Here is a 26,751-nt window from a genome sequence, read left to right as displayed (position 1 = left end):
TCTACCTCGGGGCGCTGCAAGTTCCATTTGGACGACGGACCCGCGCCCCGCCATATGGGAGTTTCTGCCGGAGAAGGGCGCGCATAAGCCGTTGCGACAATACGCGGTTGCAATTTCCGCCGGTCTCTGGCGGTAAAGGGCCATGCTCTCGACCCCCAGTTCCCCCTTCAGCGAAGCCTATCAGGCCCAGATCGCCTCCGGCGCGATCGAACCGGACGCTGCGCAGGCCGAGGTCGCCGAGGCCTATGCGGCGTTGGACCTGCGGCTTGCGAATTACAGCCCCACGCGCAAGCAGGGCCTGCTCAGCCGCCTGTTCGGCGGTGGTGACAGGGACGATGTGCCGCGCGGGCTCTACATCCATGGCGAGGTCGGCCGCGGCAAGACCATGCTGATGGATATGTTCTTCCAGCACTCCGATGTCGAGCATAAGCGCCGCGCGCATTTCCACGAATTCATGGCCGACGTGCATGAGCGCATCTACGACTACCGCCAGAGCATCGCGCGCGGCGAGATCGCCGACGCCGACGTCATCGCGCTGACCGCGAACGCGATCTTCGAGGAGAGCTGGCTGCTCTGCTTCGACGAATTCCACGTCACCGACATCGCGGACGCGATGATCCTGGGGCGCCTGTTCGCGAAATTGTTCGAGCTCGGCACCGTCGTGGTCGCGACCTCGAACGTCGCGCCCGACGATCTCTACAAGGGCGGCCTGAACCGCTCGCTGTTCCTGCCCTTCATCAAGCAGATCACCGACCACATGGACGTCGCGCGGCTCGATGCGCGCACCGACTTCCGGCTGGAGAAACTCCAAGGCGTGCCGATGTGGCTGACGCCGGCCGACGGCGATGCCGACGCCGCGCTCGACCACGCCTGGGCCAAGATGACCGGCAACGCCAAATGCAAGTCGCGCGACATCACCATCAAGGGCCGTACCTTGCACGTGCCGTGCTCGGCCCACGGCGTGGCGCGGTTCACCTTCGCCGATCTCTGCGAGAAGCCGCTCGGCGCATCGGATTACCTCAGGCTGGCGCACGACTACCACACCATCCTGGTCGACCATATTCCAGTGATGGACGTCTCCCAGCGCAACGCCGCCAAGCGTTTCATCACGCTGATCGACACGCTCTATGACAATGCGGTGAAGCTGATGGCCTCGGCCGACGCCAACCCGATCTCGCTGTATCTCGCCCATGAGGGCGTTGAGGCCATGGAATTCAAGCGGACCGCCTCGCGTCTGATCGAGATGAGCTCGGAATCCTATCTGGCGCTGGCTCACGGCCGCAAGGATTCCACCGCCAGCGGGTCGACCAAGGGCCTGGTCGAGACTTAAGTCCTATCCCCCGCCGTCATTCCCGGGCGCGCGGAGCGCGAGCCCGGAATCCATACTCCCGGCGCGCTTGGCCCTGGGCCATTCGCGCAAAGGGTAAGGGGTGCGCCATCTTCAATTTGCCGCGAATGCGGCAAGCCGCAAGCGCGGGCGTGGTTATGGATTCCGGGCTCGTGACTTCGTCGCGCCCCGGAATGACGGCTTGGGTGTGTTGGCCGGAATCTCGCCAAGCCCGACAATTGGGCATTGGGCGACTTGAACGGGGGAGGCGAAAGGGATAACCACCCGTCTCAGTTTTCCCCTCCTTACGTGTCTAAAGGACAGGTTCACATGGCGCGCGACAAGATTGCTTTGATTGGCTCCGGTCAGATCGGCGGAACGCTGGCTCATCTCATCGGCCTGAAAGAGCTGGGCGACGTGGTGATGTTCGACATCGCCGAGGGCGTGCCGCAGGGCAAGGCGCTCGACATCGCGCAGTCTTCGCCGGTCGACGGCTTCGACGCACACTACAGCGGCGCGAACTCCTACGAGGCGCTCGACAACGCCAAGGTCTGCATCGTGACCGCCGGCGTGCCGCGCAAGCCCGGCATGAGCCGCGACGACCTCCTCTCCATCAACCTCAAGGTCATGGAGCAGGTCGGCGCCGGCATCAAGAAGTACGCGCCCGACGCCTTCGTCATCTGCATCACCAACCCGCTCGACGCCATGGTCTGGGCGCTGCAGAAGGCCTCGGGCCTGCCGCACAAGAAGGTCGTCGGCATGGCCGGCGTGCTGGATTCGGCCCGCTTCCGCTACTTCCTGGCGGACGAGTTCAACGTCTCGGTCGAGGACGTCACCGCCTTCGTGCTCGGCGGCCATGGCGACACCATGGTGCCGCTGGTGAAGTACTCCACCGTCGCCGGCATCCCGCTGCCCGACCTCGTCAAGATGGGCTGGACCTCGCAGGCGCGCCTCGACGAGATCGTCGACCGCACCCGCAATGGCGGCGCCGAGATCGTCAACCTGCTCAAGACCGGCTCGGCCTTCTATGCCCCGGCCGCGTCCGCGATCGCGATGGCCGAGAGCTATCTGAAGGACAAGAAGCGCGTGCTGCCCTGCGCCGCCTATCTCAACGGCGAATACAGCGTGAAGGACATGTATGTCGGCGTCCCCGTCGTGATCGGGTCCAAGGGCGTCGAGCGCGTGGTCGAGATCGAGCTCGCCGGCAAGGACCGCGAGGCCTTCGACAAGTCGGTCGGCGCCGTGCAGGGCCTGGTCGATGCCTGCAAGAAGATCGCCCCCGATCTTCTCGGCCGCTAAGCCGCAAGCAATACCCCGCCGAAGATCGAAACCCGGTCTTCGGCGGTTTCACTTCCGGAGCCCGGCTCACTGACTTGTCGAAGGCCGGGCGGGTTCCGGCGCAGTCCAGATCTCGAAGTCAAAGAATCCAGGTTGCAGTTCCTGTGGTATATGGTATGCCAGCCACAAGACTGAGGTGGGCCCATGAGGTCACCGCCCGCGGGTTCAGGGAGCGACCATATGAATATCCATGAATATCAGGCCAAAGCGCTGCTGGGCGAGTTCGGCGTGCCGATCTCCAAGGGCGTCCCGGTCCTCAAAGCCGCCGACGCTGAAGCTGCGGCCAAGGCGCTGCCTGGCCCGGTCTGGGTGGTGAAGAGCCAGATCCATGCCGGCGGCCGCGGCAAGGGCAAGTTCAAGGAAGCCTCTGCCGGCGACAAGGGCGGTGTCCGCATCGCCAAGTCGGCCGCCGAGGTCGCCGAATTCGCCAAGCAGATGCTGGGCGCGACGCTGGTGACCGTGCAGACCGGCCCGGCCGGCAAGCAGGTCAACCGCCTCTACGTCGAGGACGGCTCCGACATCGACAAGGAATTCTACCTCTCCATCCTGGTCGACCGCGAGACCTCGCGCGTCTCGTTCGTCGTGTCGACCGAAGGCGGCGTCAACATCGAGGACGTCGCGCACAACACGCCCGAGAAGATCGTGACCTTCTCGGTCGATCCCGCCACCGGCATCATGGGCCATCACGGCCGCACCGTCGCCAACGCACTGAAGCTCTCCGGCGATCTCGCCAAGCAGGCCGAGAAGCTCACCGCGCAGCTCTACGCCGCCTTCGTCGCCAAGGACATGTCGATGCTGGAGATCAACCCGCTGGTGGTGACCAGGCAGGGCCAGCTCCGCGTGCTCGACGCCAAGGTGTCGTTCGACGACAACGCGCTGTTCCGTCACCCCGAGGTGCTCGCGCTGCGCGACGAGACCGAGGAAGACGCCAAGGAAATCGAGGCATCGAAATACGACCTCAACTATGTCACGCTCGACGGCAATATCGGCTGCATGGTCAATGGCGCCGGTCTTGCCATGGCGACGATGGACATCATCAAGCTCTACGGCATGTCGCCCGCCAACTTCCTCGACGTCGGCGGCAGCGCCAGCAAGGAGAAGGTCGCGGCCGCCTTCAAGATCATCACCGCCGATCCCAACGTGAAGGGCATCCTGGTCAACATCTTCGGCGGTATCATGAAGTGCGACGTGATTGCCGAGGGCGTCACGGCGGCGGTTCGTGAAGTCGGCCTCAACGTGCCGCTGGTGGTTCGCCTCGAAGGCACCAATGTCGAGCTCGGCAAGAAGATCATCGATGAATCCGGACTGAACGTCGTTGCGGGCGACAATCTCGACGATTCCGCGCAGAAGATCGTGAAGGCCGTCAAGGGAGGCTAAGGCCATGGCCCAGGACCATCTCGCCGCATCATCTCCGCTTCCCGAGCACGCGCGTCTCGCCGCGCTCGCTGGCGAATGGAATGGCGAAGAGGTGGTCTTCCCGTCGCGCTGGACGGAAGGCGGGCCGGCGACCTCTCGCGTCGTCGCCCGCATGGACCTCAACGGGTTCTACCTGATCCAGGACTCGGTTCAGATGCGCGACGGCAAGCAGGTCTTCGCCACTCACGGCATCTTCACCTACGATCCCGACGACCGGACCTACAAATTGTTCTGGTACGACTCGCTCGGCTACACGCCGCCCTCGCCCGCTTCGGGCGGGTGGGTCGGCAAGACCCTGACGCTGGTGCGCGGCTCGCTCCGCGGCAATGCGCGCCACGTCTACGAGATCATCGACGACGATTCCTATTCGTTGAGGATCCAGTTCTCGCCGGACGCGGAAGGCTGGGCCGACGTGCTCACTGGCGTCTACCGCCGCATCCACTGACCTCTCACTCTGTTAGTTTCGCGAAAGCAGACCTCATGTCCATCCTGATCGACAAGAACACCAAGGTCATCTGCCAGGGCTTCACCGGCAAGAACGGCACCTTCCATTCCGAGGCTGCGATCGCCTACGGCACCAAGATGGTCGGCGGCACCTCGCCGGGCAAAGGCGGCTCGACGCATCTGGGCCTGCCGGTGTTCGACACCGTGCGTGACGCGCGTGAGAAGACCGGCGCCGATGCCTCGGTGATCTACGTGCCGCCGCCGGGCGCGGCGGACGCGATCTGCGAAGCCATCGACGCCGAGATCCCGCTGATCGTCTGCATCACCGAGGGCATTCCTGTTCTCGACATGGTGCGGGTGAAGCGTTCGCTGGCCGGCTCCAAGTCGCGCCTGATCGGGCCGAACTGCCCCGGCGTCATGACCGCCGGCGAGTGCAAGATCGGCATCATGCCGGCCAACATCTTCAAGACCGGCTCGGTGGGCATAGTCTCCCGCTCGGGCACGCTGACCTATGAGGCCGTGTTCCAGACCTCCCAGGAAGGCCTCGGCCAGACCACCGCGGTCGGCATCGGCGGCGACCCGGTCAAGGGCACCGAGTTCATCGACGTGCTGGAGATGCTGCTCGCCGACCCCAAGACCGAATCGATCATCATGATCGGCGAGATCGGCGGTTCCGCCGAGGAGGACGCCGCCCAGTTCCTCAAGGACGAGGCCAAGCGCGGTCGCAAGAAGCCGATGGTCGGTTTCATCGCCGGCGTCACCGCCCCTCCCGGCCGCCGCATGGGGCATGCCGGCGCGATCATCTCGGGCGGCAAGGGCGATGCCGGGTCCAAGACCGAAGCGATGAAATCGGCTGGGATTACAGTGTCCCCGTCGCCCGCGCGCCTCGGCCATACGCTTGCCGAAAAATTGAAAGGCTAATTCACTCCTTCGTGCTTTTCCGGGCGAAGTTTCGCAGCAAATAGGGTAAAGGGTGCCTGTCGCGCCGAGCCTCTGCCGGGGAGCTCGGGCGCCAGCGCCGTTTGTTATGCGCGAACCGAAATCGCCAGGAACTCCAGTATGTCTCGCCAGGACGCGAACGCAGCCTTTGCCTTGTCTTCCTTTTTGCAGGGCACCAACGCCACCTATATCGACGAAATCTACGCCCGCTACGAGAAGGACCCGTCCTCGGTCGACGCCGAGTGGCAGGAGTTCTTCAAGAGCCTGAAGGACCAGCCGGACGACGTCCGCAAGAATGCTCAAGGCCCGTCCTGGGAGCGCGCCAACTGGCCGCTGACGCCTCAAGACGATCTGACCTCGGCGCTCGACGGCAACTGGGCCGAAGTCGAGAAGACAGTCGGTGCCAAGATCGCTGCCAGGGCGCAGGCCAAGGGAGGCGACAAGGGCGCCGATATCTCCTCCGCCGATCTGCTCCAGGCCACGCGCGACTCCGTCCGCGCCCTGATGCTGATCCGCTCCTACCGCATGCGCGGCCATTTCCATGCAAAGCTCGACCCGCTGGGCATCGAAGCGCCGCGCAACCGCGAAGAGCTCGATCCGCGCACCTACGGCTTCACCGAGGCCGATTACGACCGCAAGATCTTCCTCGATCACGTGCTCGGCCTCGAATACGGCAGCTTGCGCGAGATCACCGCGATCTGCGAGCGCACCTACTGTCAGACGCTCGGCGTCGAGTTCATGCATATCAGCAATGCCGCGCAGAAGGCCTGGATCCAGGAGCGCATCGAGGGACCCGACAAGGAGATCTCGTTCACCCGCGAAGGCCGCAGAGCCATCCTGATGAAGCTGATCGAAGCCGAAGGCTTCGAGAAGTTTTGCGACACCAAGTTCACCGGCACCAAGCGCTTCGGCCTCGACGGCGGCGAATCGCTGATCCCGGCGCTGGAGCAGATCATCAAGCGCGGCGGCAATCTCGGCGTGAAGGAGATCGTGCTGGGCATGCCGCATCGCGGCCGCCTCAACGTGCTGACCCAGGTGATGGGCAAGGCACACCGCGCGCTGTTCCACGAATTCAAGGGCGGCTCGGCCAATCCCGACGCGGTGGAAGGCTCCGGCGACGTCAAATATCACCTCGGCGCCTCCTCGGACCGCGAGTTCGACGGCAACCGGATCCATCTGTCGCTGACCGCCAACCCTTCGCATCTCGAGATCGTCGATCCCGTCGTGCTCGGCAAGGTGCGTGCGAAGCAGGACCAGCACGGCGATCCGCCGGACATGCGCATCTCCGTCATGCCGCTCCTGATGCATGGCGACGCCGCGTTCGCCGGCCAGGGCGTGGTGGCGGAGTGCTTCGGCCTGTCCGACCTGAAGGGCTACCGCACCGGCGGCTCCGTGCACTTCATCGTCAACAACCAGATCGGCTTCACGACCTATCCGCGCTACTCGCGCTCCTCGCCCTATCCGTCCGATGTGGCGAAGATGATCGACGCGCCGATCTTCCACGTCAACGGCGACGATCCGGAAGCCGTCGTTTTCGCGGCCAAGGTCGCGACCGAATTCCGTCAGAAGTTCCACAAGCCCGTCGTCATCGACATGTGGTGCTATCGCCGCTACGGCCACAACGAGGGCGACGAGCCGGCGTTCACCCAGCCGGTCATGTACAAGCGGATCGCGGCCCATCCCTCGACCCTCACTCTCTACTCCAAGCGCCTGATTGCCGAAGGCGTGGTCACCGAGGGCGAGGTCGACAAGCTGAAGGCCGACTGGCGCTCGCGGCTCGATGCCGAGTTCGAGGCCGGCACCTCCTACAAGCCGAACAAGGCCGACTGGCTCGACGGCAAGTGGTCCGGCTTCAAGATCGCCGACCAGGAAGAGGACGCGCGGCGCGGCGTCACCGGCGTCGACATCGCCACGCTGAAGGATATCGGCCGCAAGATCACCAAGGTGCCGGACGGCTTCCGCGTTCACCGCACCATCCAGCGTTTCCTCGATAACCGCGCGAAGGCGATCGACACCGGCGCCGGCATCGACTGGGCGACCGGCGAGGCGCTGGCGTTCTGCTCGCTGCTCAACGAAAACCATCACGTCCGCCTGTCCGGACAGGATTCGGAGCGCGGCACCTTCTCGCAGCGCCACTCGGTCCTGATCGACCAGGAGGACGAGAGCCGCTACACGCCGTTCAACCATCTCGGTCACGAGCAGGGCCACTACGAGGTCATCAACTCGCTGCTGTCGGAAGAAGCCGTGCTCGGCTTCGAATACGGCTATTCGCTCGCCGAGCCGAACACGCTGACGCTCTGGGAAGCCCAGTTCGGCGACTTCGCCAACGGCGCGCAGGTCGTGTTCGACCAGTTCATCTCCTCGGGCGAGCGCAAATGGCTGCGCATGTCCGGTCTCGTCTGCCTGCTGCCGCACGGCTATGAGGGCCAGGGGCCGGAGCACTCCTCGGCGCGCCTCGAGCGTTACCTGCAGATGTGCGCGGAAGACAACATGCAGGTGGTCTACCCGACCACGCCGGCGAACTACTTCCACGCGCTGCGCCGCCAGCTCCACCGCGAGATCCGCAAGCCGCTGATCATGATGACGCCGAAGTCGCTGCTGCGGCACAAGCGGGCGGTGTCGCGTCTCGAAGAACTGGCAAAGGGAACGACCTTCCACCGCATCCTGTACGATGACGCCCAGATGCTGCCGAGCGAGGCGATCAAGCTCGTTCCGGACGAGAAGATCCGCCGCATCGTGCTCTGCTCCGGCAAGGTCTATTACGACCTCTACGAGGAGCGCGAGAAGCGCGGCATCGACGACATCTACCTGATGCGCATCGAGCAGCTCTATCCTGTGCCGCTGAAGGCGCTGGTCGCCGAGCTGTCGCGCTTCAAGAAGGCCGAAGTGGTGTGGTGCCAGGAAGAGCCCCGCAACATGGGTGCCTGGCACTTCATCGAGCCCTATCTGGAATGGGTGCTGAACCAGGTGAACGGCGTGAGCCGGCGTCCGCGTTATGTCGGCCGCGCCGCTTCCGCCGCGACCGCCACGGGTCTGATGTCCAAGCATCAGGCGCAGCTGAAGGCGTTCCTGGACGAAGCACTGAGCTAGGCAATTTCAAACTGAGTCATGCCCCGCGAAGGCGGGGCATCCAGTACTCCGCGGCATTCGTTCTGCTCATCGACGTCACGGCGTACTGGATCGCCCGCCTTCGCGGGCGATGACACATGAATTCAAGACCGCGATCTCCTTAAGGAAAAGACCATGACTGAAATTCGTGTGCCGACGCTCGGCGAATCCGTCACCGAGGCCACCATCGGCCGCTGGTTCAAGAAGGCCGGCGACCCGGTCGCCGTCGACGAGCCCCTGGTGGAGCTCGAGACCGACAAGGTCACCATCGAAGTCCCCGCGCCTTCCGCGGGCACGCTGAGCGAGATCATCGCCGCCGATGGCGCGACCGTCGCCGTGGGCGCGCTGCTCGGTCAGATCACCGAAGGTGCCGGGGCAGCCAAGCCCGCCGCTGCGCCGGCCAAGGCTGCTGCTCCTGCGGCTGCCGCCGCTGCTCCCGCGCCGGCTCCCGCCGCGCCGAAGGCGCCGCCGGCCGATGCGCCGCTTGCCCCGTCCGTGCGCAAGCTGTCGGCCGAGACCGGCGTCGACGCCTCGACCGTTCCGGGCTCCGGCAAGGACGGCCGCGTCACCAAGGGCGACATGCTGGCTGCGATCGAGCGCGCCGCCTCCGCGCCGACCCCGGTCAACCAGCCCGCCGCCGCCGTGCAGGTTCGCGTGCCGTCGCCGGCCGATGACGCCGCCCGCGAGGAGCGCGTCAAGATGACCCGGCTGCGCCAGACCATCGCGCGCCGCCTCAAGGACGTGCAGAACACCGCGGCCATGCTCACGACCTTCAATGAGGTCGACATGACCAACGTCATGGCGCTGCGCGCCCACTACAAGGATGCGTTCGAGAAGAAGCACGGTGCCAAGCTCGGCTTCATGGGCTTCTTCACCAAGGCCGTCGTGCAGGCGCTGAAGGACATCCCGGCGGTCAACGCCGAGATCGACGGCAGCGACCTGATCTACAAGAACTACTATCACATCGGCGTCGCCGTCGGCACCGACAAGGGCCTGGTCGTGCCCGTGGTGCGTGACTGCGACCACAAGTCGATCTCCGACATCGAGAAGAGCATCGCCGATTTCGGCCGCCGCGCCCGCGACGGCCAGCTCAAGATCGACGAGATGCAGGGCGGCACCTTCACCATCACCAATGGCGGCATCTACGGCTCGCTGATGTCGACCCCGATCCTGAACGCGCCGCAGTCCGGCATCCTCGGCATGCACAAGATCCAGGAGCGGCCGATGGTCGTCGGCGGCAAGATCGAGGTCCGCCCGATGATGTATCTGGCGCTGTCCTACGATCACCGCGTGATCGACGGCAAGGAAGCCGTCACCTTCCTGGTCCGCGTCAAGGAGAGCCTGGAAGATCCGGCGCGCCTGGTGCTCGATCTCTGATCCCTGTCGCTTTGCGAGCGCCGTCGCGATCAGCGCGGCGGCGCGTGTCGAACCATGGAGGTGCGCATGACAGATAAGGTCGTTGTCATCACCGGCGGCAGCCGCGGCATCGGGCGGGCGACCGCGATCGCGGCGGCCGCGCGCGGCTATCGCGTCGTGGTCGGCTATGCCAGCAACAAGAAGGCCGCCGACGAGGTGGTCGCGCAGATCGAGGCCGCCAACGGCAAGGCCATCGCGGTGAAATGCGATGTCGCCGAGGAAAGCGACATCCTCGCCCTGTTCAAGGAAGCTGACAAGCTGGGCACACTTGGCGCGCTCGTCAACAACGGCGGCATTGTCGGCAAGAGCGGCGTGCGGGTCGACGAGATGTCGGCCGAGCGCATCCAGCGCGTGATGGCGGTCAACGTCACCGGCTCCATCCTCTGCGCGCGCGAAGCCATCAAGCGGATGTCGACCAGGCATGGCGGCGAGGGCGGCGTCATCGTCAACCTCTCGTCCGTTGCTGCCAGGCTCGGCGCACCCAACACTTATGTCGATTACGCCGCCTCCAAGGGCGCGGTGGATTCCTTCACCGTCGGCCTCGGCTACGAGGTCGCGGGCGAAGGCATCCGCGTCGCCGCGATCCGTCCCGGCCTGATCGACACCGAGATCCACGCTGCCGGCGGCGAGCCCGACCGCGCCCATCGTCTGGCCCATATGGTGCCGATGAAGCGCGTCGGCACCGCCGATGAAATCGCCAACGCCATCGTCTGGCTGCTGTCGGACGAGGCCTCCTACGTCACCTCAGCCATTCTCGATGTGTCCGGCGGTCGCTGACGCTCCGGCGGACGCTGACACATCCTCATCACGCCTAACCTCACGGGACTTTCTCTCATGGCTACCTACGATCTCGTCGTCATCGGCACCGGACCGGGCGGTTACGTCTGCGCGGTGCGCGCCGCCCAGCTCGGCATGAAAGTCGCCGTGGTCGAAAAGAACGCCACGCTCGGCGGCACCTGCCTCAATGTCGGCTGCATGCCGTCGAAGGCGCTGCTGCACGCCTCCGAGATGTTCGAGGAAGCCGGCCATTCCTTCGCGAAGATGGGCGTGTCGGTCTCGTCGCCGAAGCTCGATCTGCCGGCGATGATGAACTTCAAGCAGCAGGGCATCGACGGCAACGTCAAGGGCGTCGAGTTCCTGATGAAGAAGAACAAGATCGACGTGCTCAAGGGCACCGGCAAGATCCTCGGCACCGGCAAGGTCGAGGTCTCCGCCGACGGCAAGTCGCAAGTCATCGAAACGAAGAACGTCGTCATCGCTACCGGCTCCGACATCGCGCGCCTCAAGGGCATCGAGATCGACGAGAAGCGTATCGTGTCGTCCACCGGCGCGCTGTCGCTGGACAAGGTCCCCGGCAAGCTCCTGATCGTCGGCGCCGGCGTGATCGGCCTCGAGCTCGGCTCGGTCTGGCACCGTCTCGGTGCGGACGTCGTCGTCGTCGAATTCCTCGACCGCATCCTGCCCGGCATGGACGGCGAGATCGCCAAGCAATTCCAGCGCATCCTCGAGAAGCTGGGCTTTGCGTTCAAGCTGGGGGCCAAGGTCACCGCGGTCGACACTTCGGGCAAGACGCTGAAGGCGACGATCGAGCCCGCCGCCGGCGGCGCTGCCGAGACGCTGGAGGCCGACGTTGTGCTCGTCTGCATCGGCCGCGTGCCCTACACCGACGGTCTCGGCCTGAAGGAAGCCGGCGTCGCGCTCGACGCGCGCGGCCGCGTGCAGATCGATCCGCATTTCGCCACCAGCCTGAAGGGCGTCTACGCCATCGGCGACGTCGTCGCCGGCCCGATGCTCGCGCACAAGGCCGAGGATGAAGGTGTTGCCGTCGCGGAGATCATCGCCGGCCAAGCCGGTCACGTGAACTACGATGTCATCCCGGGCGTCGTGTATACCACGCCGGAAGTGTCCTCCGTCGGCAAGACCGAGGAGGAGCTGAAGCAGGCGGGCATCGGTTACACCGTCGGAAAGTTTCCGTTCACCGCCAATGGCCGCTCCAAGGTCAACCAGACCACTGACGGCTTTGTGAAGGTTCTCGCAGATGCGAAGACCGATCGCGTGCTCGGCGTGCACATCATCGGCCGCGAAGCCGGCGAAATGATCCATGAAGCCTGCGTTCTCATGGAATTCGGCGGCAGTGCGGAGGATCTCGCGCGCACCTGCCACGCCCATCCGACCCGCTCGGAGGCCGTCAAGGAAGCCGCGCTTGCGGTCGGCAAGCGGGCCATCCATATGTAGGCCCGCGCCCCAGCATCGAATCGGGCGGGAAACATATGCTGCGCCGCCTCCTTCAACCGGTCTGGGTCCTGCTTGCGATCATCTTCCTGATCGAAGCCTGGTTGTGGGACCATCTCGAGCCGATCGTTGCCAAGGTCGTCGCAGCCATCCCGCTCGCGCGGTTCAAGCATTGGCTGACGGAGCGCGTCAATGCGCTGTCGCCGGCCATGACGCTGATCGTGTTCGCGGTCCCCATCGTCCCGCTATTTCCGCTCAAGCTGGTCGGCCTCTGGCTGCTCGCGCACGAATACTGGACCAGCGCGGTCTTCATGATCGTGTTCGCAAAGCTGGTCGGCGTCGGCGTCACCGCTTTCGTGTTCGACGTGACGCGCCACAAGCTGCTGGAGATGCACTGGTTCGAGCGGATCTACGATCTGGTGCTGAAGGTGCGCGCCAAGGCCGCCGAACTGGTCGATCCGATCAAGCGCCGCATCAGGGAGCTGATCGCCGGCAACGGCGAGGGATGGTCGTCACGAACGCTGCGCATGATCCAGCGCTTCCGCAGGAGCGTGCACCAGGCGCGGTGAGCTGCGCGTTGCATACACACGGTCATCGCCAGAAATTCGGTGTCATTGCCCGCGAAGGCGGGCAATCCAGTATTCCAGAGACGTCAATGATTGAACCGAGAAGCCGCGGCGTACTGGATGCCCCGGTCAAGCCGGGGCATGACACCGTTCTTGTGGCTTCAGAGGCGTGCGCGGCAGCGCCCCCTCAATGCAAATGCAAGAGATGCGGCCACCACAGGCCGAGCGCGGTCATGATCAGGCCGGCGATCGTCAGCACGCCGCTGACATAGGCCAGCGCGAGCATGCCGGTGATGATGGTGGCCGAGGCCAGTACGATTCCGATCTGGAACGCCGCCGAGGCCAGCTCGAAATGGTGGTATTTCGCGGTCGCCTCGTCGCGCGCATGCTCGGCGTGCTTGGCCTTCTCCGCGAGCTGCTCGGTGCCTTCGCCGGTCTCCGGCTCGGAGCGGTAGCGCTGTGCGGTCCTGGTCCAGTCGTCGATCTGCTTCTGCACCGCCGCCTTCATGGCGGCGTCGTCGGCCAGCGAACCCAGCGTCAGCTTGCCCTGCTCGGCCGCAGTGATCACCACGGTGCGGCGGATGCTCTTGGCCTGGAAGAATGCCCAGAGATTGGCGGCCTCGACGTTTTTGCTGATCGATTCGGTCTGGGCGCCCTTGCCGAGCGTCTCGGAGATCGCCAGGAACAGCGCCAGCACCGCGATCAGAAGCGCGATCTTCTTGTTCGAGCCGGACGCGTGCTCAGCGTGCTCGGCGTGCTCCATGCTTTCGTGGGCGCCCATAAATCTCTCCTGACTGTTTACCAACGATTGACCGAACCGCGCGACAGGCGCAAGTGCCAGCACCCGTGGCGTTTGCAATTAAGGGTTTTGCGTTCGAGACCATTCTAGTCCTGTGTCATGACCACAGCGGAATTCATTGCAGCTTGCGCCTGGCCTTCCATCGTCATCTCTGTGATTGCGCTGTTGAAGGCCCGCAACACCGCGGCTTTTCCGTACCTTGGCAAGATTGTTTTCGCGCTCTGCGGGACCTACATCGTTCTGTTGCCGTTTTATGACAAGAGTTCGATCAGCGCCGTCAACGACGTCCATATACTGATGATTGTGATGGGCCTGATGATGGCGGGGGCACCGTTGTGGCAACCTTCTTTGTACGGCTCGTGGCGTGACAAGGCGAAGGTGCTCGGCTCGATGATCCTGATTATGCTGCTCGGCAGCGGTATTGCGTGGTATGCCGGACGGATGCTGTTTCTCGATCACCTGACGTCCCGGATCGTGATCGAAGGCAGTGTCGATCGTGCATGGAGGTCAAGTAGCAGCCTCAAGGCGGATTATCTTGTCCGGATCGCAAGCCAAACGGTCAGAGTTACAGAGCCGCTCTATGAGCGCCTGGAGAAAGTCAAGCCCAGGGTCCGCGTCGAGGTCGGACGCGGCTCGAACTACGTCTACGACATCGAATATCTCGCGAACTGAGCCGCTATCGACGCGGATGCGCGCTGGCATACACTTCGAGCAACCGCTCCGAATCGATGCCGGTATAGACCTGCGTCGTCGAGAGCGAGGAATGGCCGAGCAACTCCTGGATGGCGCGCAGGTCGCCGCCGCGCGAGAGCAGGTGCGTGGCGAAGGAGTGCCGGAGCGCGTGCGGCGTGGCGCTGTCGGGCAGGCCGAGCGCACCGCGCAGCCGCTCCATCGCGAGCTGGATGATGCGCGGGCTCAAGGGCCCGCCGCGCGCGCCGACGAAGATCGGCCCTTCCGCGGGTAGCGGGTAGGGGCACATCGAAACGTACTCCTGCACCAGCTCGAGCACGTTCTGGAGCACCGGCACCATGCGCGTCTTGTTGCCTTTGCCTGTCACGACCAGCACGTCGCCTTCGCCGGGACGCGGCACCTCGCGGCGCTTCAGGCCGAGCGCTTCGGAGATGCGCAGGCCCGAGCCATACAGCAGCGCCATCACCGCAGCGTCGCGCGCCAGGATCCAGGTCTCGCGGTCCTCGCCGGCGCGCTCGTCGGCATCGGCCAGGCGTTTTGCGGAGGCCATCGGCAGCGGTTTCGGCAGGCTCTTCGCAACCTTTGGCGCGCGGATCGCGGACAATGCACCGACCTTGCCCTTGCCCTCGCGCTCGAGGAAGCGACCGAACGAGCGCAGGCCCGCCAGCGCGCGCATCAGGCTGCGGCCGGCAATGTCGTCGGCCCTGCGCATCGCCATGAAGGCGCGGATGTCGGTGGCCTCCAGCGCCGCGAAGCGCGCCAGCGTGACGCGCTCGCCCCAATGATTGCTGAGGAAATCCAGGCACTGCCGCAAGTCGCGGCCATAGGCCTCCAGCGTCTTCGGCGACAGCCGCCGTTCGGCGCCGAGATGCGACAGCCAGCGTGCCATCTCCTGCGCGATCGAGGGATCGGCGCTGGCGAGCTCGATTCTTGGGGCGGTCGCTTTGCTCATGCGCTCTGGACGTGGTGATTCCACTCAGTATATCGCATCACACTCGTTTATCGTTCGCTAAGGCCGGCTCGCGGCGCTAGCCTGAAGTCCCCGAGTTCCGATTCTCCACCCATGGATCACACACCGCGCAGCCCCGCCTCCGCCCACGCGACCGGCATGGTCGACGTGCTGGTGCCGGTCGCGCTCGACCAGACCTATTCCTACAAGGTGCCGCGCGGGATGGAGCTGAAGGCGGGCGATCTCATCAGTGTGCCGCTCGGCCCGCGCGAGGTGCTCGCCGTGGTGTGGGGCGAGAATGCCAATCCCGATCCGCGCCTGCACAATCGCCTCAAGGAGGTCAGCGAGAAGCTCGATATCCCGCCGCTGAAGCCCGAGCTGCGTTCGGTGGTCGACTGGGTCGCCAATTACACGCTGAGCCCGCGCGGCATGGTGCTGCGCATGTGCCTGCGCATGGGCGAGAATCTCGGCCCGGAGCGGGTGCGCGCCGGCGTTCGCCTCGTGGGGGATCCCCCGAAGCGCCTGACGCCGGCGCGGCAGCGGGTGATCGCGGTGCTGTCCGATCGGCTGCTGCACGGCAAGTCCGAGGCGGCCAAGGAAGCGGGCGTCTCCTCAGGCGTGATCGACGGCCTCGTCGACGAAGGCACGCTCACGGTCGAGCCGATGCCGCCGCCCGCGCCGCCGCCCGCGCCCGATCCGGATTTCGGCCGGCCGGATTTCTCGCCGCTGCAGCGTGCCGGTGTGGATGCTATGCGCGCGCTCGCGGCCAACGGCACTTTCCATGTCGCGCTGCTCGACGGTGTCACCGGCTCGGGCAAGACCGAGGTCTATTTCGAAGCCGTGGCCGAGGTGATCCGTCGCGGAAAGCAGTCGCTGATCCTGATGCCGGAGATCGCGCTGACCGGCCAGTTCCTCGATCGCTTCGCGCAGCGTTTCGGCGTGCGGCCGATCGAATGGCATTCGGAGCTCACGCCGCGCACCCGCGCGCGCAATTGGGCCGCGATCTCCGAAGGTTCAGCGCCGGTCGTGGTCGGCGCGCGCTCGGCGCTGTTTCTGCCCTATGCCAATCTCGGCCTCATCGTCGTCGATGAGGAGCACGACCAGGCCTACAAGCAGGACGACGGCGTGCATTACCACGCCCGCGACATGGCGGTGGTGCGCGCGCACATCGCCAGGATTCCGGTCGTGCTGGCCTCCGCGACCCCGTCGGTGGAATCGGAGGTCAATGCGCGCAAGAGCCGCTACCAGCGCATCGCGCTGCCCTCGCGCTTCGGCGGCCAGCACATGCCGCATATCGAGGCGATCGACCTGCGGCGCGAGCCGCCCGCGCGCGGCCGCTTCATCTCGCCGCGGCTTGCCGGCGAGATCAGAATCGCGATCGAGCGGCGCGAGCAGGCGCTGCTGTTCCTCAACCGGCGCGGCTATGCGCCGCTGACCTTGTGCCGTGCCTGCGGCCATCGCTTCGCCTGCACCATCTGCGATGCATGGCTGGTCGACCATCGCTTCCGCCAGCGCCTAGTCTGTCACCATTGCGGCTTCTCGATGCCGCGCCCGCATATCTGCCCGAACTGTTCGGCCGAGGAATCGCTGGTCGCGGTCGGTCCCGGCGTCGAGCGCCTGCAGGAGGAGGCGGCCGCGCTGTTCCCGGACGCGCGCACCATGGTGCTGTCCAGCGACCTCATCACCTCGATCGAGACGATGCGCATCGAGCTCGCCGAGATCGCGGAGGGCCGCGTCGACATCATCATCGGCACGCAGCTCGTGGCGAAGGGCCACAATTTCCCGCGGCTCAATCTGGTCGGCGTGATCGATGCGGATCTTGGCCTCTCCAACGGCGATCCGCGCGCGGCGGAGCGCACCTGGCAATTGCTCAACCAGGTGATCGGCCGCGCCGGACGCGAGCAGGGCCGCGGCGTCGGCTATCTCCAGACCCACCAGCCCGATCATCCCGTGATGAAGGCGCTGATCGCCTGCGACCGCGAGGCCTTCTACGACAGCGAGATCGAGCTGCGCGAGAAGACGCTCTATCCGCCGTTCGGCCGGCTCGCGAGCCTGATCATCTCGGCAGGCGACCGGCCGAGCGCGGAAGGTTTTGGCCGCAAGCTCGTCGCGCTGGCGCCGCGCGACGAACGCGTCGTGGTGCTGGGCCCGGCGGAAGCGCCGCTCGCCGTCATCAAGGGCCGCTACCGCTTCCGCATCCTGGTGAAATCGGCGCGGGGCTTCGATCTGTCGGACTATCTGCGCAGCTGGCTCGCCGTGTGCCCGAAGCCGACGGGCAATCTCAAGCTCGAGGTGGACGTCGATCCGCAGAGCTTCTTGTAAGCGCCACTGTCACCAAATGCTTGGTCGTCATTCCGGGGCGCGACGAAGTCGCGAGCCCGGAATCCATTCTTCCACCAACTCTGCCGCGCGATGGATTCCGGGCTCGCGCTGCGCGCGCCCCGGAATGACGACAAAAAAGCCCGTGGTCCCCCAAGACCACGGGCTTGTCTCACGCGCGCAGCAAACTGATGAAAACTGCGCGTGTGAGGAAAGGCGTTGATCGCCCCGTCAGGAGACGACTTCCGCGGTGACGCGGCCGACGCCGCGACTGGTGAGGCCAATGGCGCGGGCGGCACCCGTGGAGAGGTCGAGCACCCGGCCGCGGATGAACGGGCCGCGGTCGTTGATGGTGACGATGACGCTCTGGCTGCCATGGGTGACGCGCAGCTTGGTGCCGAACGGCAGCGAACGGTGCGCCGCGGTCATGGCGTTCTGGTTGAAGCGCTGGCCCGACGCCGTCCGGCTGCCGGATTCGTTGCCGTAAAAGGAAGCCATGCCGGAGAAGCTGCGGCCCGTGCCGGAGGTCGGCGTCATCGACGCATTGGCGTTGCGCCAATCGGAGGTCGCGTTGGTGTCGGTCTGGGCGTGGTGGCGGTGATGATGATGGTGCCGGTGATGCCGGGATTTGGCGGACGCTTCGGTGGCGGTTCCACCGATGAGAAGGGTTGCGGCGACGAAAGCGATCGCCGTACGCGGCCGGGTCACAAAGCCCAGCGTCTTCAAAGACAGCATTTATTGGTCCCTAAGCTAGTATTGCCACATGTGTGGCCAGTGGAGCCCCCATCAGTTTGTGAGCGGTTTGGCGTTTCGATTCCCAATGAGGCGTGAATTGGGCAGTAAATTGGGTATGTTTCGTCATGAAACATCTTGTTACCGTTGTGCGATAATCAGACGATGTTCCGTAATCTTCGGCTTTAACGATTCATTAACCTCATGATTACTTCGTAATACTGTAAATCGAAGTGATCGCTTCGATTGTTCAGAATTCGGTAAGTATTCGGCCAGTGGAACCGGCGACTTCGAAATCACGCCTCAGCGATCCGTGTTCATGGCCGCTATGCGCTGGGGGCAGGAACCAACCGCCGGGGAGGCTCCCGGCAATTTCCGCAGCGCGGGAGGTCATCCGCCCGAACGCGTCAGCGACGCCCTCGCGGCGTCGTCCGCTGCGACGAACTGGCGAGAGAACCCCGTGCCTTTAATTTGGCGTCATGTTGCACGTGCGCGCCTGCTATGTTAGCAAAGCCGCGATTTTAACGAGCCCGGCACCTCCCGTGCTGGTCGAAAATCGAAGTCCCGCTTGAATTCCAAGGGCTTGGATCGCTAGGCGCCGCTTCGTGGCGACGGTTTTTCCCTTGCGAGTTTGACAGCAAAAGAGCGCGTCTGTGGCTGCAGAAGATACGTCCGTTTCAGGTGTGTCCGGTCGTTATGCAACGGCCTTGTTTGAACTGGCCCGCGACCAGAAAGTGGTCGACGAGGTCAAAGCCGATCTCGACAAATTCGATGCCTTGCTGAACGAGAGCGCGGATCTCAAGCGCCTCGTCCGCAGCCCGGTGTTCGCGGCCGACGCCCAGTCTCGGGCCCTCTCGGCCGTGCTGGCCAAGGCCGGCATCGCCGGCATCTCCGCCAACTTCCTCAAGGTGCTGACCGCCAACCGCCGCCTGTTCGTGGTGGCCGACGTCATCCGCGGCTACCGCGCCCTCGTCGCCAAGTTCAAGGGCGAGACGACGGCCGACGTCACCGTGGCGGAAGCGCTCTCGGACAAGAATCTCGATGCCCTCAAGGTTGCCCTGAAGTCGGTGACCGGCAAGGACGTCGCGCTGAACGTGAAAGTCGATCCCTCGATCATCGGTGGCCTCGTCGTCAAGCTGGGCAGCCGCATGGTGGATGGTTCGCTTCGCACCAAACTCAATTCGATCAAGCACGCGATGAAAGAGGCAGGCTGATGGACATCCGCGCCGCGGAAATTTCCGCGATCCTCAAGGACCAGATCAAGAATTTCGGCCAGGAAGCTGAAGTCTCCGAAGTCGGACAGGTGCTGTCCGTCGGCGACGGTATCGCCCGCGTCTACGGTCTGGACAACGTCCAGGCCGGTGAAATGGTCGAGTTCGAGAACGGCACCCGCGGCATGGCGCTGAACCTTGAAACCGACAACGTCGGCGTCGTTATTTTCGGTGCCGACCGCGAGATCAAGGAAGGCCAGACCGTCAAGCGCACCCGCGCCATCGTGGACGCGCCGGTCGGCAAGGGCCTGCTCGGCCGCGTCGTCGACGCGCTGGGCAACCCGATCGACGGCAAGGGTCCGATCCAGGCCGAGAAGCGCATGCGCGTCGACGTCAAGGCGCCCGGCATCATTCCGCGCAAGTCGGTGAGCGAGCCGATGGCGACCGGCCTCAAGGCGATCGACGCCCTGATCCCGATCGGCCGCGGCCAGCGCGAGCTGATCATCGGCGACCGCCAGACCGGCAAGACCGCGATCGCGCTCGATACCATCCTGAACCAGAAGCCGCTCAACGCGCAGCCCGACGAGAACATCAAGCTGTACTGCGTCTACGTCGCCGTCGGCCAGAAGCGTTCGACCGTCGCGCAGTTCGTGAAGGTGCTGGAAGAGCAGGGCGCGCTCGAATATTCGATCGTCGTCGCCGCCACCGCCTCCGATCCGGCGCCGATGCAGTACATCGCGCCCTTCACCGGCTGCACCATGGGCGAGTACTTCCGCGACAACGGCATGCACGCGGTCATCATCTATGACGACTTGTCCAAGCAGGCCGTCGCGTACCGCCAGATGTCGCTGCTGCTGCGCCGCCCGCCGGGCCGCGAAGCCTATCCGGGCGACGTGTTCTATCTGCACTCCCGCCTGCTCGAGCGCGCGGCGAAGCTGAACAAGGACCAGGGTTCGGGCTCGCTGACGGCGCTGCCGGTCATCGAAACCCAGGCCAACGACGTGTCGGCCTACATCCCGACCAACGTCATCTCGATCACCGACGGCCAGATCTTCCTGGAAACCGACCTGTTCTTCCAGGGCATCCGTCCTGCGGTGAACGTCGGTCTGTCGGTGTCGCGCGTCGGCTCCTCGGCGCAGACCAAGGCCACCAAGAAGGTCGCCGGCAAGATCAAGGGCGAGCTCGCCCAGTACCGCGAAATGGCGGCGTTCGCGCAGTTCGGCTCCGACCTCGACGCCTCGACCCAGCGCCTGCTCAACCGCGGCTCGCGCCTGACCGAGCTCCTGAAGCAGCCGCAGTTCTCGCCGCTGAAGATGGAAGAGCAGGTCTGCGTGATCTGGGCCGGCACCAACGGCTATCTCGATCCGCTCCCGCTCAACAAGGTGCGTGCGTTCGAGGACGGCCTGCTCTCGCTGCTGCGCGGCAAGCACGTCGACATCCTCAACGCGATCCGCGACAGCCGCGATCTCGCCGACGACACCGCCGGCAAGCTGAAGTCGGTGGTCGAGGGTTTTGCGAAGAGCTTCGCGTAACAACGCCGTCATGGCCGGGCTAAAGCGCGAAGCGCGTCTTCGCAACTGAGGTCCCGGCCATCCACGTCTATTGGCGTGCAAGACGGGACGTGGATGCCCGGGACAAGCCCGGGCATGACGACTGGGATAGGCTAGCGGGTTGATCGCAAGGGTCGAACCGCCGGGGTGAACGAAGAATGGCGTCACTTAAAGACATGCGCGTCCGCATCGCCTCCACCAAGGCGACGCAAAAGATCACCAAGGCCATGCAGATGGTCGCAGCCTCCAAGCTGCGCCGTGCGCAGACCGCCGCGGAAGCGGCGCGGCCCTATGCCGACAAGATGAGCGCGGTGATCTCCAACATCGCCAGCGCCGCTGCGGGCTCGCCCGGTGCGCCGGTTCTGCTGGCCGGCACCGGCAGGGATCAGGTGCATCTGCTGCTGGTCTGCACCGGCGAGCGCGGCCTGTCCGGCGCCTTCAACTCCTCGATCGTGCGTCTCGCCCGCGAGCGCGCCCTCGCGCTGATGGCGCAGGGCAAGGACGTGAAGTTCTTCTGCGTCGGCCGCAAGGGCTACGAGCAGCTGCGCCGCCAGTTCGACAAGCAGATCGTCGAGCATCTCGATCTGCGCAGTGTCCGCCAGCTCGGCTTCGTCAATGCCGAGGACATCGCCAAGAAGGTGCTGGCGCGTTTCGAGGCCGGCGAGTTCGACGTCTGCACGCTGTTCTACTCTCGCTTCAAGTCGGTAATCGCGCAGATCCCGACCGCCCAGCAGGTGATCCCGCTGGTCGTCGAGGAGAGCGCTGCTGCGAGCACCACGTCCTACGAATACGAGCCGGAAGAGGATGAGATCCTCACCCGCCTTCTGCCGCGCAACCTCGCGGTCCAGATCTTCCGCGCGCTGCTCGAGAACAACGCCTCGTTCTACGGTGCGCAGATGAGCGCGATGGACAACGCGACGCGCAACGCCGGCGAAATGATCCGCAAGCAGACGCTGGTCTACAACCGCACGCGTCAGGCGCAGATCACCAAGGAACTGATCGAAATCATCTCGGGCGCCGAGGCCGTCTGATCAAGGCGCTTCAGTACTCATTACACGCAACATCCCGGTCGCTGACCGTGGTCTAGAAGTTCGGATCGAAGGAGACATTCAATGGCAGCCCAGGTCGGTCGCGTCACCCAGGTCATCGGCGCCGTCGTCGACGTGCAGTTCGAAGGCCACCTCCCGGCCATTCTCAATTCGCTCGAGACCAAGAACGGCGGCAACCGCCTGGTGCTCGAAGTCGCCCAGCATCTCGGCGAATCCACCGTGCGCACGATCGCGATGGACACCACCGAAGGTCTGGTCCGCGGCCAGGAAGTGACCGACACCGGCGCTCCGATCCGCGTTCCCGTCGGCGAAGGCACGCTCGGCCGCATCATCAACGTCATCGGCGAGCCGATCGACGAAGCCGGACCGGTCAAGTCGGAAGGCCTGCGCGCCATCCACCAGGAGGCGCCGACCTACACCGACCAGTCGACCGAGGCTGAAATTCTCGTCACCGGCATCAAGGTCGTCGACCTGCTCGCGCCCTACGCCAAGGGCGGCAAGATCGGCCTGTTCGGCGGCGCCGGCGTCGGCAAGACCGTGCTGATTCAGGAACTGATCAACAACGTCGCGAAGGCGCACGGCGGCTACTCCGTGTTCGCCGGTGTCGGCGAGCGCACCCGCGAGGGCAACGACCTCTACCACGAGTTCATCGAGTCCAAGGTCAACGCCGATCCGAAGAATCCGGATCCGAGCGTGAAGTCGAAGTGCGCGCTGGTGTTCGGCCAGATGAACGAACCGCCGGGCGCCCGCGCCCGCGTCGCGCTCACGGGCCTCACCATCGCGGAAGACTTCCGCGACAAGGGCCAGGACGTGCTGTTCTTCGTCGACAACATCTTCCGCTTCACCCAGGCTGGCTCGGAAGTGTCGGCGCTCCTGGGTCGTATTCCTTCGGCCGTGGGTTATCAGCCGACGCTCGCGACCGACATGGGCGCGCTGCAGGAGCGCATCACCACCACGCAGAAGGGCTCGATCACCTCGGTGCAGGCCATCTATGTTCCGGCCGACGACTTGACCGACCCGGCGCCGGCGACCTCGTTCGCGCATCTTGACGCGACCACGACGCTGTCGCGCTCGATCGCCGAAAAGGGCATCTATCCGGCGGTGGACCCGCTCGACTCGACCTCGCGCATGCTCTCCCCGCTGGTCGTCGGCGAGGAGCACTACGCGGTCGCCCGTCAGGTCCAGCAGGTGCTGCAGCGCTACAAGGCGCTCCAGGACATCATCGCCATTCTCGGCATGGACGAGCTTTCGGAAGAGGACAAGCTGACCGTGGCCCGCGCTCGCAAGGTCGAGCGCTTCATGTCGCAGCCGTTCCACGTCGCCGAAATCTTCACGGGATCGCCGGGCAAGTTCGTCGAGCTCGCCGACACCATCAAGGGCTTCAAGGGCCTGGTCGAAGGCAAGTACGATCACCTGCCGGAGGCCGCCTTCTACATGGTCGGGACCATCGAAGAAGCCGTCGAGAAGGGCAAGAAGCTCGCCGCTGAAGCGGCGTAAGCTGGCGAAAAGCGAATAGGGAGTGGCGAATAGCTGCTCCCTCTTTCAGCCACTCGCCATTCGCTACTCACCATTCGCAGGTTCTCAATGGCCACCTTCCATTTCGATCTCGTCTCTCCGGAAAAGCTCGCGTTCTCGGGTGAGGTCGACCAGGTCGACATCCCCGGCGTCGAGGGCGATTTCGGCGTGCTGGCAGGGCATGCGCCGGTCGTGGCTGCGATCCGGCCCGGCATTCTCACGGTGACCGCCGGCGGCAGGCACGAGAAGATCATCGTGCTCGGCGGCCTCGCCGAAGTCTCCGAGAAGGGCCTGACGGTGCTCGCCGACGTCGCGACCTCGCTGGACGAACTCGATCGTGCGCAGTTCGCCGAGACGATCGCGGAGATGGAAGAGGGTCTGAAGGAGCACGAAGGCGGCGAGCTCGATCACGCCATCGAGCGGCTCGACCACTTCAAGAGCATCCAGCAGCAGCTCAGCTCCACGGCTATGCACTAAGCCCCGGGGCACCGCTCCGGGGCTCAAGCTCCAGATTCCTGAACAGGTTCAGCGCTCGTCACGGAAGTGGCGGGCGCTGAAACTTTGTTGCGGGATCGCTGGAGCTGCCGCCGATTTTATCGCGACGTGTCAAACACTTCGCTACTGTGCATGGGGTTGTTTTCGCGCCTTCAGTTTCCGAAGGCAGCAAACTCTCGCGCCACGGCGCGGTACACGTCGCGACGGAACGGCACCACGAGATCGGCGACACGGTCGAGGCGCTCCCAGCGCCAGGCGTCGAACTCGGCGGGTTGGCCGTTGCGCGGTGTCAGCGGATCGATCTCGTCGTCGCGGCCGGTGAAGCGCAGCGCGAACCACTTTTGCCGTTGCCCCCGAAACTTCGCCAGCCGGTGCGTTTGCGGCCCGTCGTAGGGTGGGAACTCGTAGGCCAACCAGTCGGTTTCGCCGAGAAAGTCGGCGCTCACGACATTGGTCTCCTCCCAGAGCTCGCGCATCGCCGCATCGCGCAGATCCTCGCCCTCGTCGACGCCGCCCTGCGGCATCTGCCAGTCGAGCCCCGGCAGAATGATCTCCGGCCCGTCGCCCTTGAAGCGGTGGCCGATCAGCACACTGCCGTCGGTGTTGAACAGCGCGATGCCCACGTTGGGGCGGTAGGGCTTTTCATTGGTCACTTGCAAATCTCTCTCGTCGTCATTCCGGGGCGCGCGCAGCGCGAACCCGGAATCTCGAGGTTCCGGGTTCGATGCTGTCGCATCGCCCCGGAACGACGGCAACCATTCAATCCTCCGCCAGCGCGGAAAATTCCTTCACCACGCGCTCATAGACCGGGCGCTTGAAGGGGATGATCAATTCAGGGAGATTCTTCATCGATTCCCAGCGCCAGCTCACGAATTCCGCCTTGTGGCCGCCACCGCCGGGCTTCTCGACGTTGATCTCGCTGTCCTTGCCGGTGAAGCGCACCGCGTACCATTTCTGGCGCTGGCCGCGGTAACGGCCCTTCCAGGCGCGCCCCGCAACCGTGCGCGGAATGTCGTAAGTGAGCCAGTCCGGGACTTCGCCGAGCCGCTCGACCGAGCGTACGCTGGTCTCCTCGTAGAGCTCGCGCTTGGCGGCTTCCCAGGTGTCCTCGCCGGGGTCGACGCCGCCCTGCGGCATCTGCCAGACATGGGTGTCGTCGACATGCTCGATGCCGCCGGCGCGGCGGCCGATGAACACCAGTCCCTTTGGATTGAGCAGCATCACACCGACGCAGGTCCGGTAGGGCAGATCCTCGTAACGCGCCATTCCGCCAGACCTCTCGCATGCCCTAGGTCCGGCTTGATGCGGCCCCGCGGGAGCCGTGCCGTACCAATTCGTTGATTTAGCTGGATTTTGATTTCAGCATCGCGGTTGTCAATGGCACCAAAAGGATACCTCGGTCGCCCAATGTCTTGGTCCAGGCGCCGATGCGCTCGATCGAGACGGGCAGGGCCGAGGCCGTGCCGACGGCGATGCCGCGTTCGCGTGCGGTCGATTCGAGCTTGTTGAGGGCGCGGTCGATCTCAGTCGGCGTCGGCACCACGTCGATGGCGATGTCGCCCTTGCCGAACGGCATGGCCTGGTCCGCCGCGGCCTGGGGCGCGATGCTGCGCGGCGAGGAGCCGTCGTCGAAGAAGCCGAGGCCGCGCTTGGCCGCCTCGCGGATGATCGGCTGCATCGCCGGCTCGGTCGCGATGAATCGCGCGCCCATGAAATTGGTGAGGCCGGCATAGCCTTGCATCCGGCTCAGGTGCCAATAGAGACGGTCCATGTTCTGGTCGGGGCTGAGCGAGGTCAGCAGCGTCTGCGGTCCCGGATCGTTGTCGGGGAAGTCATAGGGCTCCATCGGGATCTGGAGGAAGATCTCGTGGCGCTGCGCGCGGGCGCGCTCGGCGAGCTTGCCGGGGTCGGCGCCATAGGGCGTGAAGGCCAGCGTCACCGCCGGCGGCAGCTTCATGATCGCGTCCAGGGTCTTGGCGGCGCCGACGCCGAGGCCGCCGATCACGATCGCCACCACGGGCATCTTGGCGGCCTTGGCGCGGTCGGCGTCCGCCGCATAGACGTTGAACGGCTTCAGCCCGTCAGCAGTCACCGGGATCATGCCGTAGCGCGATTTCTCCAAGAGCTTCGGATTGATTCCGGCCATGACGGGCGGCGGGGCGGATGCCGCCTCGCCCTTGTCGGCGGCATCGCCACCGCCGATCACCACGTCGTGGCGGGCGCCGGTCGAGCCGTCGATCATGGTGATGGTCTTCTGCTCACCGGGGGCGGCCTGCTTCGGCGTCTCCTTGGTCTCGTGCTTGCCCTCTGGCTTGCTCTCAGAGCCGTGGCTGGAGGCCGCCGGCTTCTCGTCCGTGGCATCGGGAGCGCGGATCGCGATCCGGGTCATCGGCTCGCCGCCGAGCGGATCCTTGTTGAAGATGGCGAAGCCGGCAAAGGTGAGGAGGAAAAGTCCGAGCAGGACGGCAAGCAGCTGCATGGCCGTGAACGGCAGCCGCAGCCGGCGTTTCCGGCGCGGCTTGTCCTGTCCGAGCGGCGCGCTCAGATCATCGGCCGTTTCAGTCATGCGAGATCCCGAATCACTCCAGCCGACGATACCATGCCGAGGTCAAGCGGCGGCAGGCCGGGATAGGCCGGGGGTCGGGAGCCCCACGCA

23 protein-coding genes are annotated in these 26,751 nt (G+C 65.0%); 17 read left to right on the top strand and 6 right to left on the bottom strand.

Annotated elements, in window-relative coordinates; all coding sequences use genetic code 11:
• Positions 1 to 142 precede the first annotated feature (142 nt).
• The 10 genes from zapE to IVB23_RS19925 all read left to right on the top strand — a co-directional run bounded on the left by zapE (position 143) and on the right by IVB23_RS19925 (position 12,789).
• The gene (zapE, locus tag IVB23_RS19970) at positions 143 to 1,330 is read left to right on the top strand and encodes a cell division protein ZapE (RefSeq protein ID WP_247799769.1); all 1,188 of its coding nucleotides are present in this window, start codon (positions 143 to 145) and stop codon (positions 1,328 to 1,330) included.
• A gap of 327 nt (positions 1,331 to 1,657) precedes the next feature.
• Entirely contained in the window at positions 1,658 to 2,626 is a 969-nt protein-coding gene (gene mdh / locus IVB23_RS19965) for a malate dehydrogenase (protein ID WP_028177733.1), read from the top strand.
• A 219-nt stretch (positions 2,627 to 2,845) separates the two neighbouring features.
• On the top strand, positions 2,846 to 4,042 hold the full coding sequence (gene sucC, locus IVB23_RS19960) for an ADP-forming succinate--CoA ligase subunit beta (protein ID WP_247799768.1): 1,197 nt from the start codon (positions 2,846 to 2,848) through the stop codon (positions 4,040 to 4,042).
• Positions 4,043 to 4,046: 4 nt separating this feature from the next.
• Entirely contained in the window at positions 4,047 to 4,526 is a 480-nt protein-coding gene (locus tag IVB23_RS19955; RefSeq protein ID WP_247799767.1) for a DUF1579 domain-containing protein, read from the top strand.
• A 35-nt stretch (positions 4,527 to 4,561) separates the two neighbouring features.
• Positions 4,562 to 5,446 carry a succinate--CoA ligase subunit alpha gene (gene sucD, locus IVB23_RS19950; protein ID WP_247799766.1) on the top strand — a complete coding sequence of 295 codons (885 nt, stop codon included), beginning with the start codon at positions 4,562 to 4,564 and terminating at the stop codon, positions 5,444 to 5,446.
• A gap of 138 nt (positions 5,447 to 5,584) precedes the next feature.
• Positions 5,585 to 8,554, top strand: a complete 2,970-nt coding sequence (locus IVB23_RS19945; RefSeq protein WP_197969263.1) for a 2-oxoglutarate dehydrogenase E1 component — start codon at positions 5,585 to 5,587, stop codon at positions 8,552 to 8,554.
• 153 nt (positions 8,555 to 8,707) lie between these two features.
• The gene (gene odhB, locus IVB23_RS19940) at positions 8,708 to 9,949 is read left to right on the top strand and encodes a 2-oxoglutarate dehydrogenase complex dihydrolipoyllysine-residue succinyltransferase (protein ID WP_247799765.1); all 1,242 of its coding nucleotides are present in this window, start codon (positions 8,708 to 8,710) and stop codon (positions 9,947 to 9,949) included.
• 66 nt (positions 9,950 to 10,015) lie between these two features.
• On the top strand, positions 10,016 to 10,765 hold the full coding sequence (locus tag IVB23_RS19935; RefSeq protein WP_247799764.1) for an SDR family oxidoreductase: 750 nt from the start codon (positions 10,016 to 10,018) through the stop codon (positions 10,763 to 10,765).
• 57 nt (positions 10,766 to 10,822) lie between these two features.
• Positions 10,823 to 12,223 (top strand): dihydrolipoyl dehydrogenase, encoded by a 1,401-nt coding sequence (lpdA, locus tag IVB23_RS19930; protein WP_247799763.1) that lies wholly within the window; start codon positions 10,823 to 10,825, stop codon positions 12,221 to 12,223.
• Between the two features lie 35 nt (positions 12,224 to 12,258).
• Positions 12,259 to 12,789 (top strand): hypothetical protein, encoded by a 531-nt coding sequence (locus IVB23_RS19925; protein ID WP_194390819.1) that lies wholly within the window; start codon positions 12,259 to 12,261, stop codon positions 12,787 to 12,789.
• 184 nt (positions 12,790 to 12,973) lie between these two features.
• Here the strand turns inward: IVB23_RS19925 and IVB23_RS19920 are convergent, their stop codons facing one another.
• Positions 12,974 to 13,567 (bottom strand): DUF4337 domain-containing protein, encoded by a 594-nt coding sequence (locus tag IVB23_RS19920; RefSeq protein ID WP_061880201.1) that lies wholly within the window; start codon positions 13,565 to 13,567, stop codon positions 12,974 to 12,976.
• Between the two features lie 117 nt (positions 13,568 to 13,684).
• On the opposite strand from IVB23_RS19920, the gene IVB23_RS19915 reads away from it, so the two are divergent.
• Positions 13,685 to 14,257, top strand: a complete 573-nt coding sequence (locus tag IVB23_RS19915; protein ID WP_247799762.1) for a hypothetical protein — start codon at positions 13,685 to 13,687, stop codon at positions 14,255 to 14,257.
• 4 nt (positions 14,258 to 14,261) lie between these two features.
• On the opposite strand, the gene IVB23_RS19910 is transcribed toward IVB23_RS19915, so the two are convergent.
• Positions 14,262 to 15,227 carry a tyrosine recombinase XerC gene (locus tag IVB23_RS19910; RefSeq protein ID WP_247799761.1) on the bottom strand — a complete coding sequence of 322 codons (966 nt, stop codon included), beginning with the start codon at positions 15,225 to 15,227 and terminating at the stop codon, positions 14,262 to 14,264.
• Positions 15,228 to 15,338: 111 nt separating this feature from the next.
• Here IVB23_RS19910 and IVB23_RS19905 point away from each other — a divergent pair, with 111 nt between their 5' ends.
• Complete coding sequence (locus tag IVB23_RS19905) at positions 15,339 to 17,546, top strand: primosomal protein N' (RefSeq protein ID WP_247799760.1); 2,208 nt, start codon at positions 15,339 to 15,341, stop codon at positions 17,544 to 17,546.
• A 228-nt stretch (positions 17,547 to 17,774) separates the two neighbouring features.
• Here the strand turns inward: IVB23_RS19905 and IVB23_RS19900 are convergent, their stop codons facing one another.
• A complete protein-coding gene (locus tag IVB23_RS19900; RefSeq protein ID WP_197969132.1) occupies positions 17,775 to 18,278 on the bottom strand; it encodes a septal ring lytic transglycosylase RlpA family protein in 504 nt (167 codons plus the stop codon).
• 650 nt (positions 18,279 to 18,928) lie between these two features.
• Between IVB23_RS19900 and IVB23_RS19895 the strand changes: the two genes are divergently transcribed.
• The 5 genes from IVB23_RS19895 to IVB23_RS19875 all read left to right on the top strand — a co-directional run bounded on the left by IVB23_RS19895 (position 18,929) and on the right by IVB23_RS19875 (position 24,077).
• Complete coding sequence (locus IVB23_RS19895) at positions 18,929 to 19,489, top strand: F0F1 ATP synthase subunit delta (RefSeq protein ID WP_131874110.1); 561 nt, start codon at positions 18,929 to 18,931, stop codon at positions 19,487 to 19,489.
• A complete protein-coding gene (gene atpA / locus IVB23_RS19890; RefSeq protein ID WP_061880207.1) occupies positions 19,489 to 21,018 on the top strand; it encodes a F0F1 ATP synthase subunit alpha in 1,530 nt (509 codons plus the stop codon). The genes IVB23_RS19895 and atpA overlap by 1 nt, the downstream gene beginning before the upstream one ends.
• Before the next feature lie 176 nt (positions 21,019 to 21,194).
• Positions 21,195 to 22,067 carry a F0F1 ATP synthase subunit gamma gene (locus tag IVB23_RS19885; protein WP_061880208.1) on the top strand — a complete coding sequence of 291 codons (873 nt, stop codon included), beginning with the start codon at positions 21,195 to 21,197 and terminating at the stop codon, positions 22,065 to 22,067.
• Positions 22,068 to 22,148: 81 nt separating this feature from the next.
• On the top strand, positions 22,149 to 23,582 hold the full coding sequence (gene atpD / locus IVB23_RS19880; protein ID WP_061880209.1) for a F0F1 ATP synthase subunit beta: 1,434 nt from the start codon (positions 22,149 to 22,151) through the stop codon (positions 23,580 to 23,582).
• 87 nt (positions 23,583 to 23,669) lie between these two features.
• Entirely contained in the window at positions 23,670 to 24,077 is a 408-nt protein-coding gene (locus IVB23_RS19875; RefSeq protein ID WP_061880210.1) for a F0F1 ATP synthase subunit epsilon, read from the top strand.
• A 170-nt stretch (positions 24,078 to 24,247) separates the two neighbouring features.
• Here IVB23_RS19875 and IVB23_RS19870 read toward each other — a convergent pair whose 3' ends face one another.
• The 3 genes from IVB23_RS19870 to IVB23_RS19860 form a co-directional block, all read right to left on the bottom strand.
• Positions 24,248 to 24,748, bottom strand: a complete 501-nt coding sequence (locus IVB23_RS19870; RefSeq protein ID WP_061880211.1) for an RNA pyrophosphohydrolase — start codon at positions 24,746 to 24,748, stop codon at positions 24,248 to 24,250.
• A 106-nt stretch (positions 24,749 to 24,854) separates the two neighbouring features.
• Complete coding sequence (locus IVB23_RS19865; protein WP_061880212.1) at positions 24,855 to 25,361, bottom strand: RNA pyrophosphohydrolase; 507 nt, start codon at positions 25,359 to 25,361, stop codon at positions 24,855 to 24,857.
• A 76-nt stretch (positions 25,362 to 25,437) separates the two neighbouring features.
• On the bottom strand, positions 25,438 to 26,661 hold the full coding sequence (locus IVB23_RS19860) for a divergent polysaccharide deacetylase family protein (protein WP_247799759.1): 1,224 nt from the start codon (positions 26,659 to 26,661) through the stop codon (positions 25,438 to 25,440).
• Positions 26,662 to 26,751: the final 90 nt, after the last annotated feature.

Origin of the sequence: Bradyrhizobium sp. 191 (genome assembly GCF_023100985.1) — a bacterium.
Taxonomy (GTDB): Bacteria; Pseudomonadota; Alphaproteobacteria; order Rhizobiales; family Xanthobacteraceae; genus Bradyrhizobium; species Bradyrhizobium diversitatis.
This window is presented reverse-complemented; position numbering and strand designations above follow the sequence as displayed.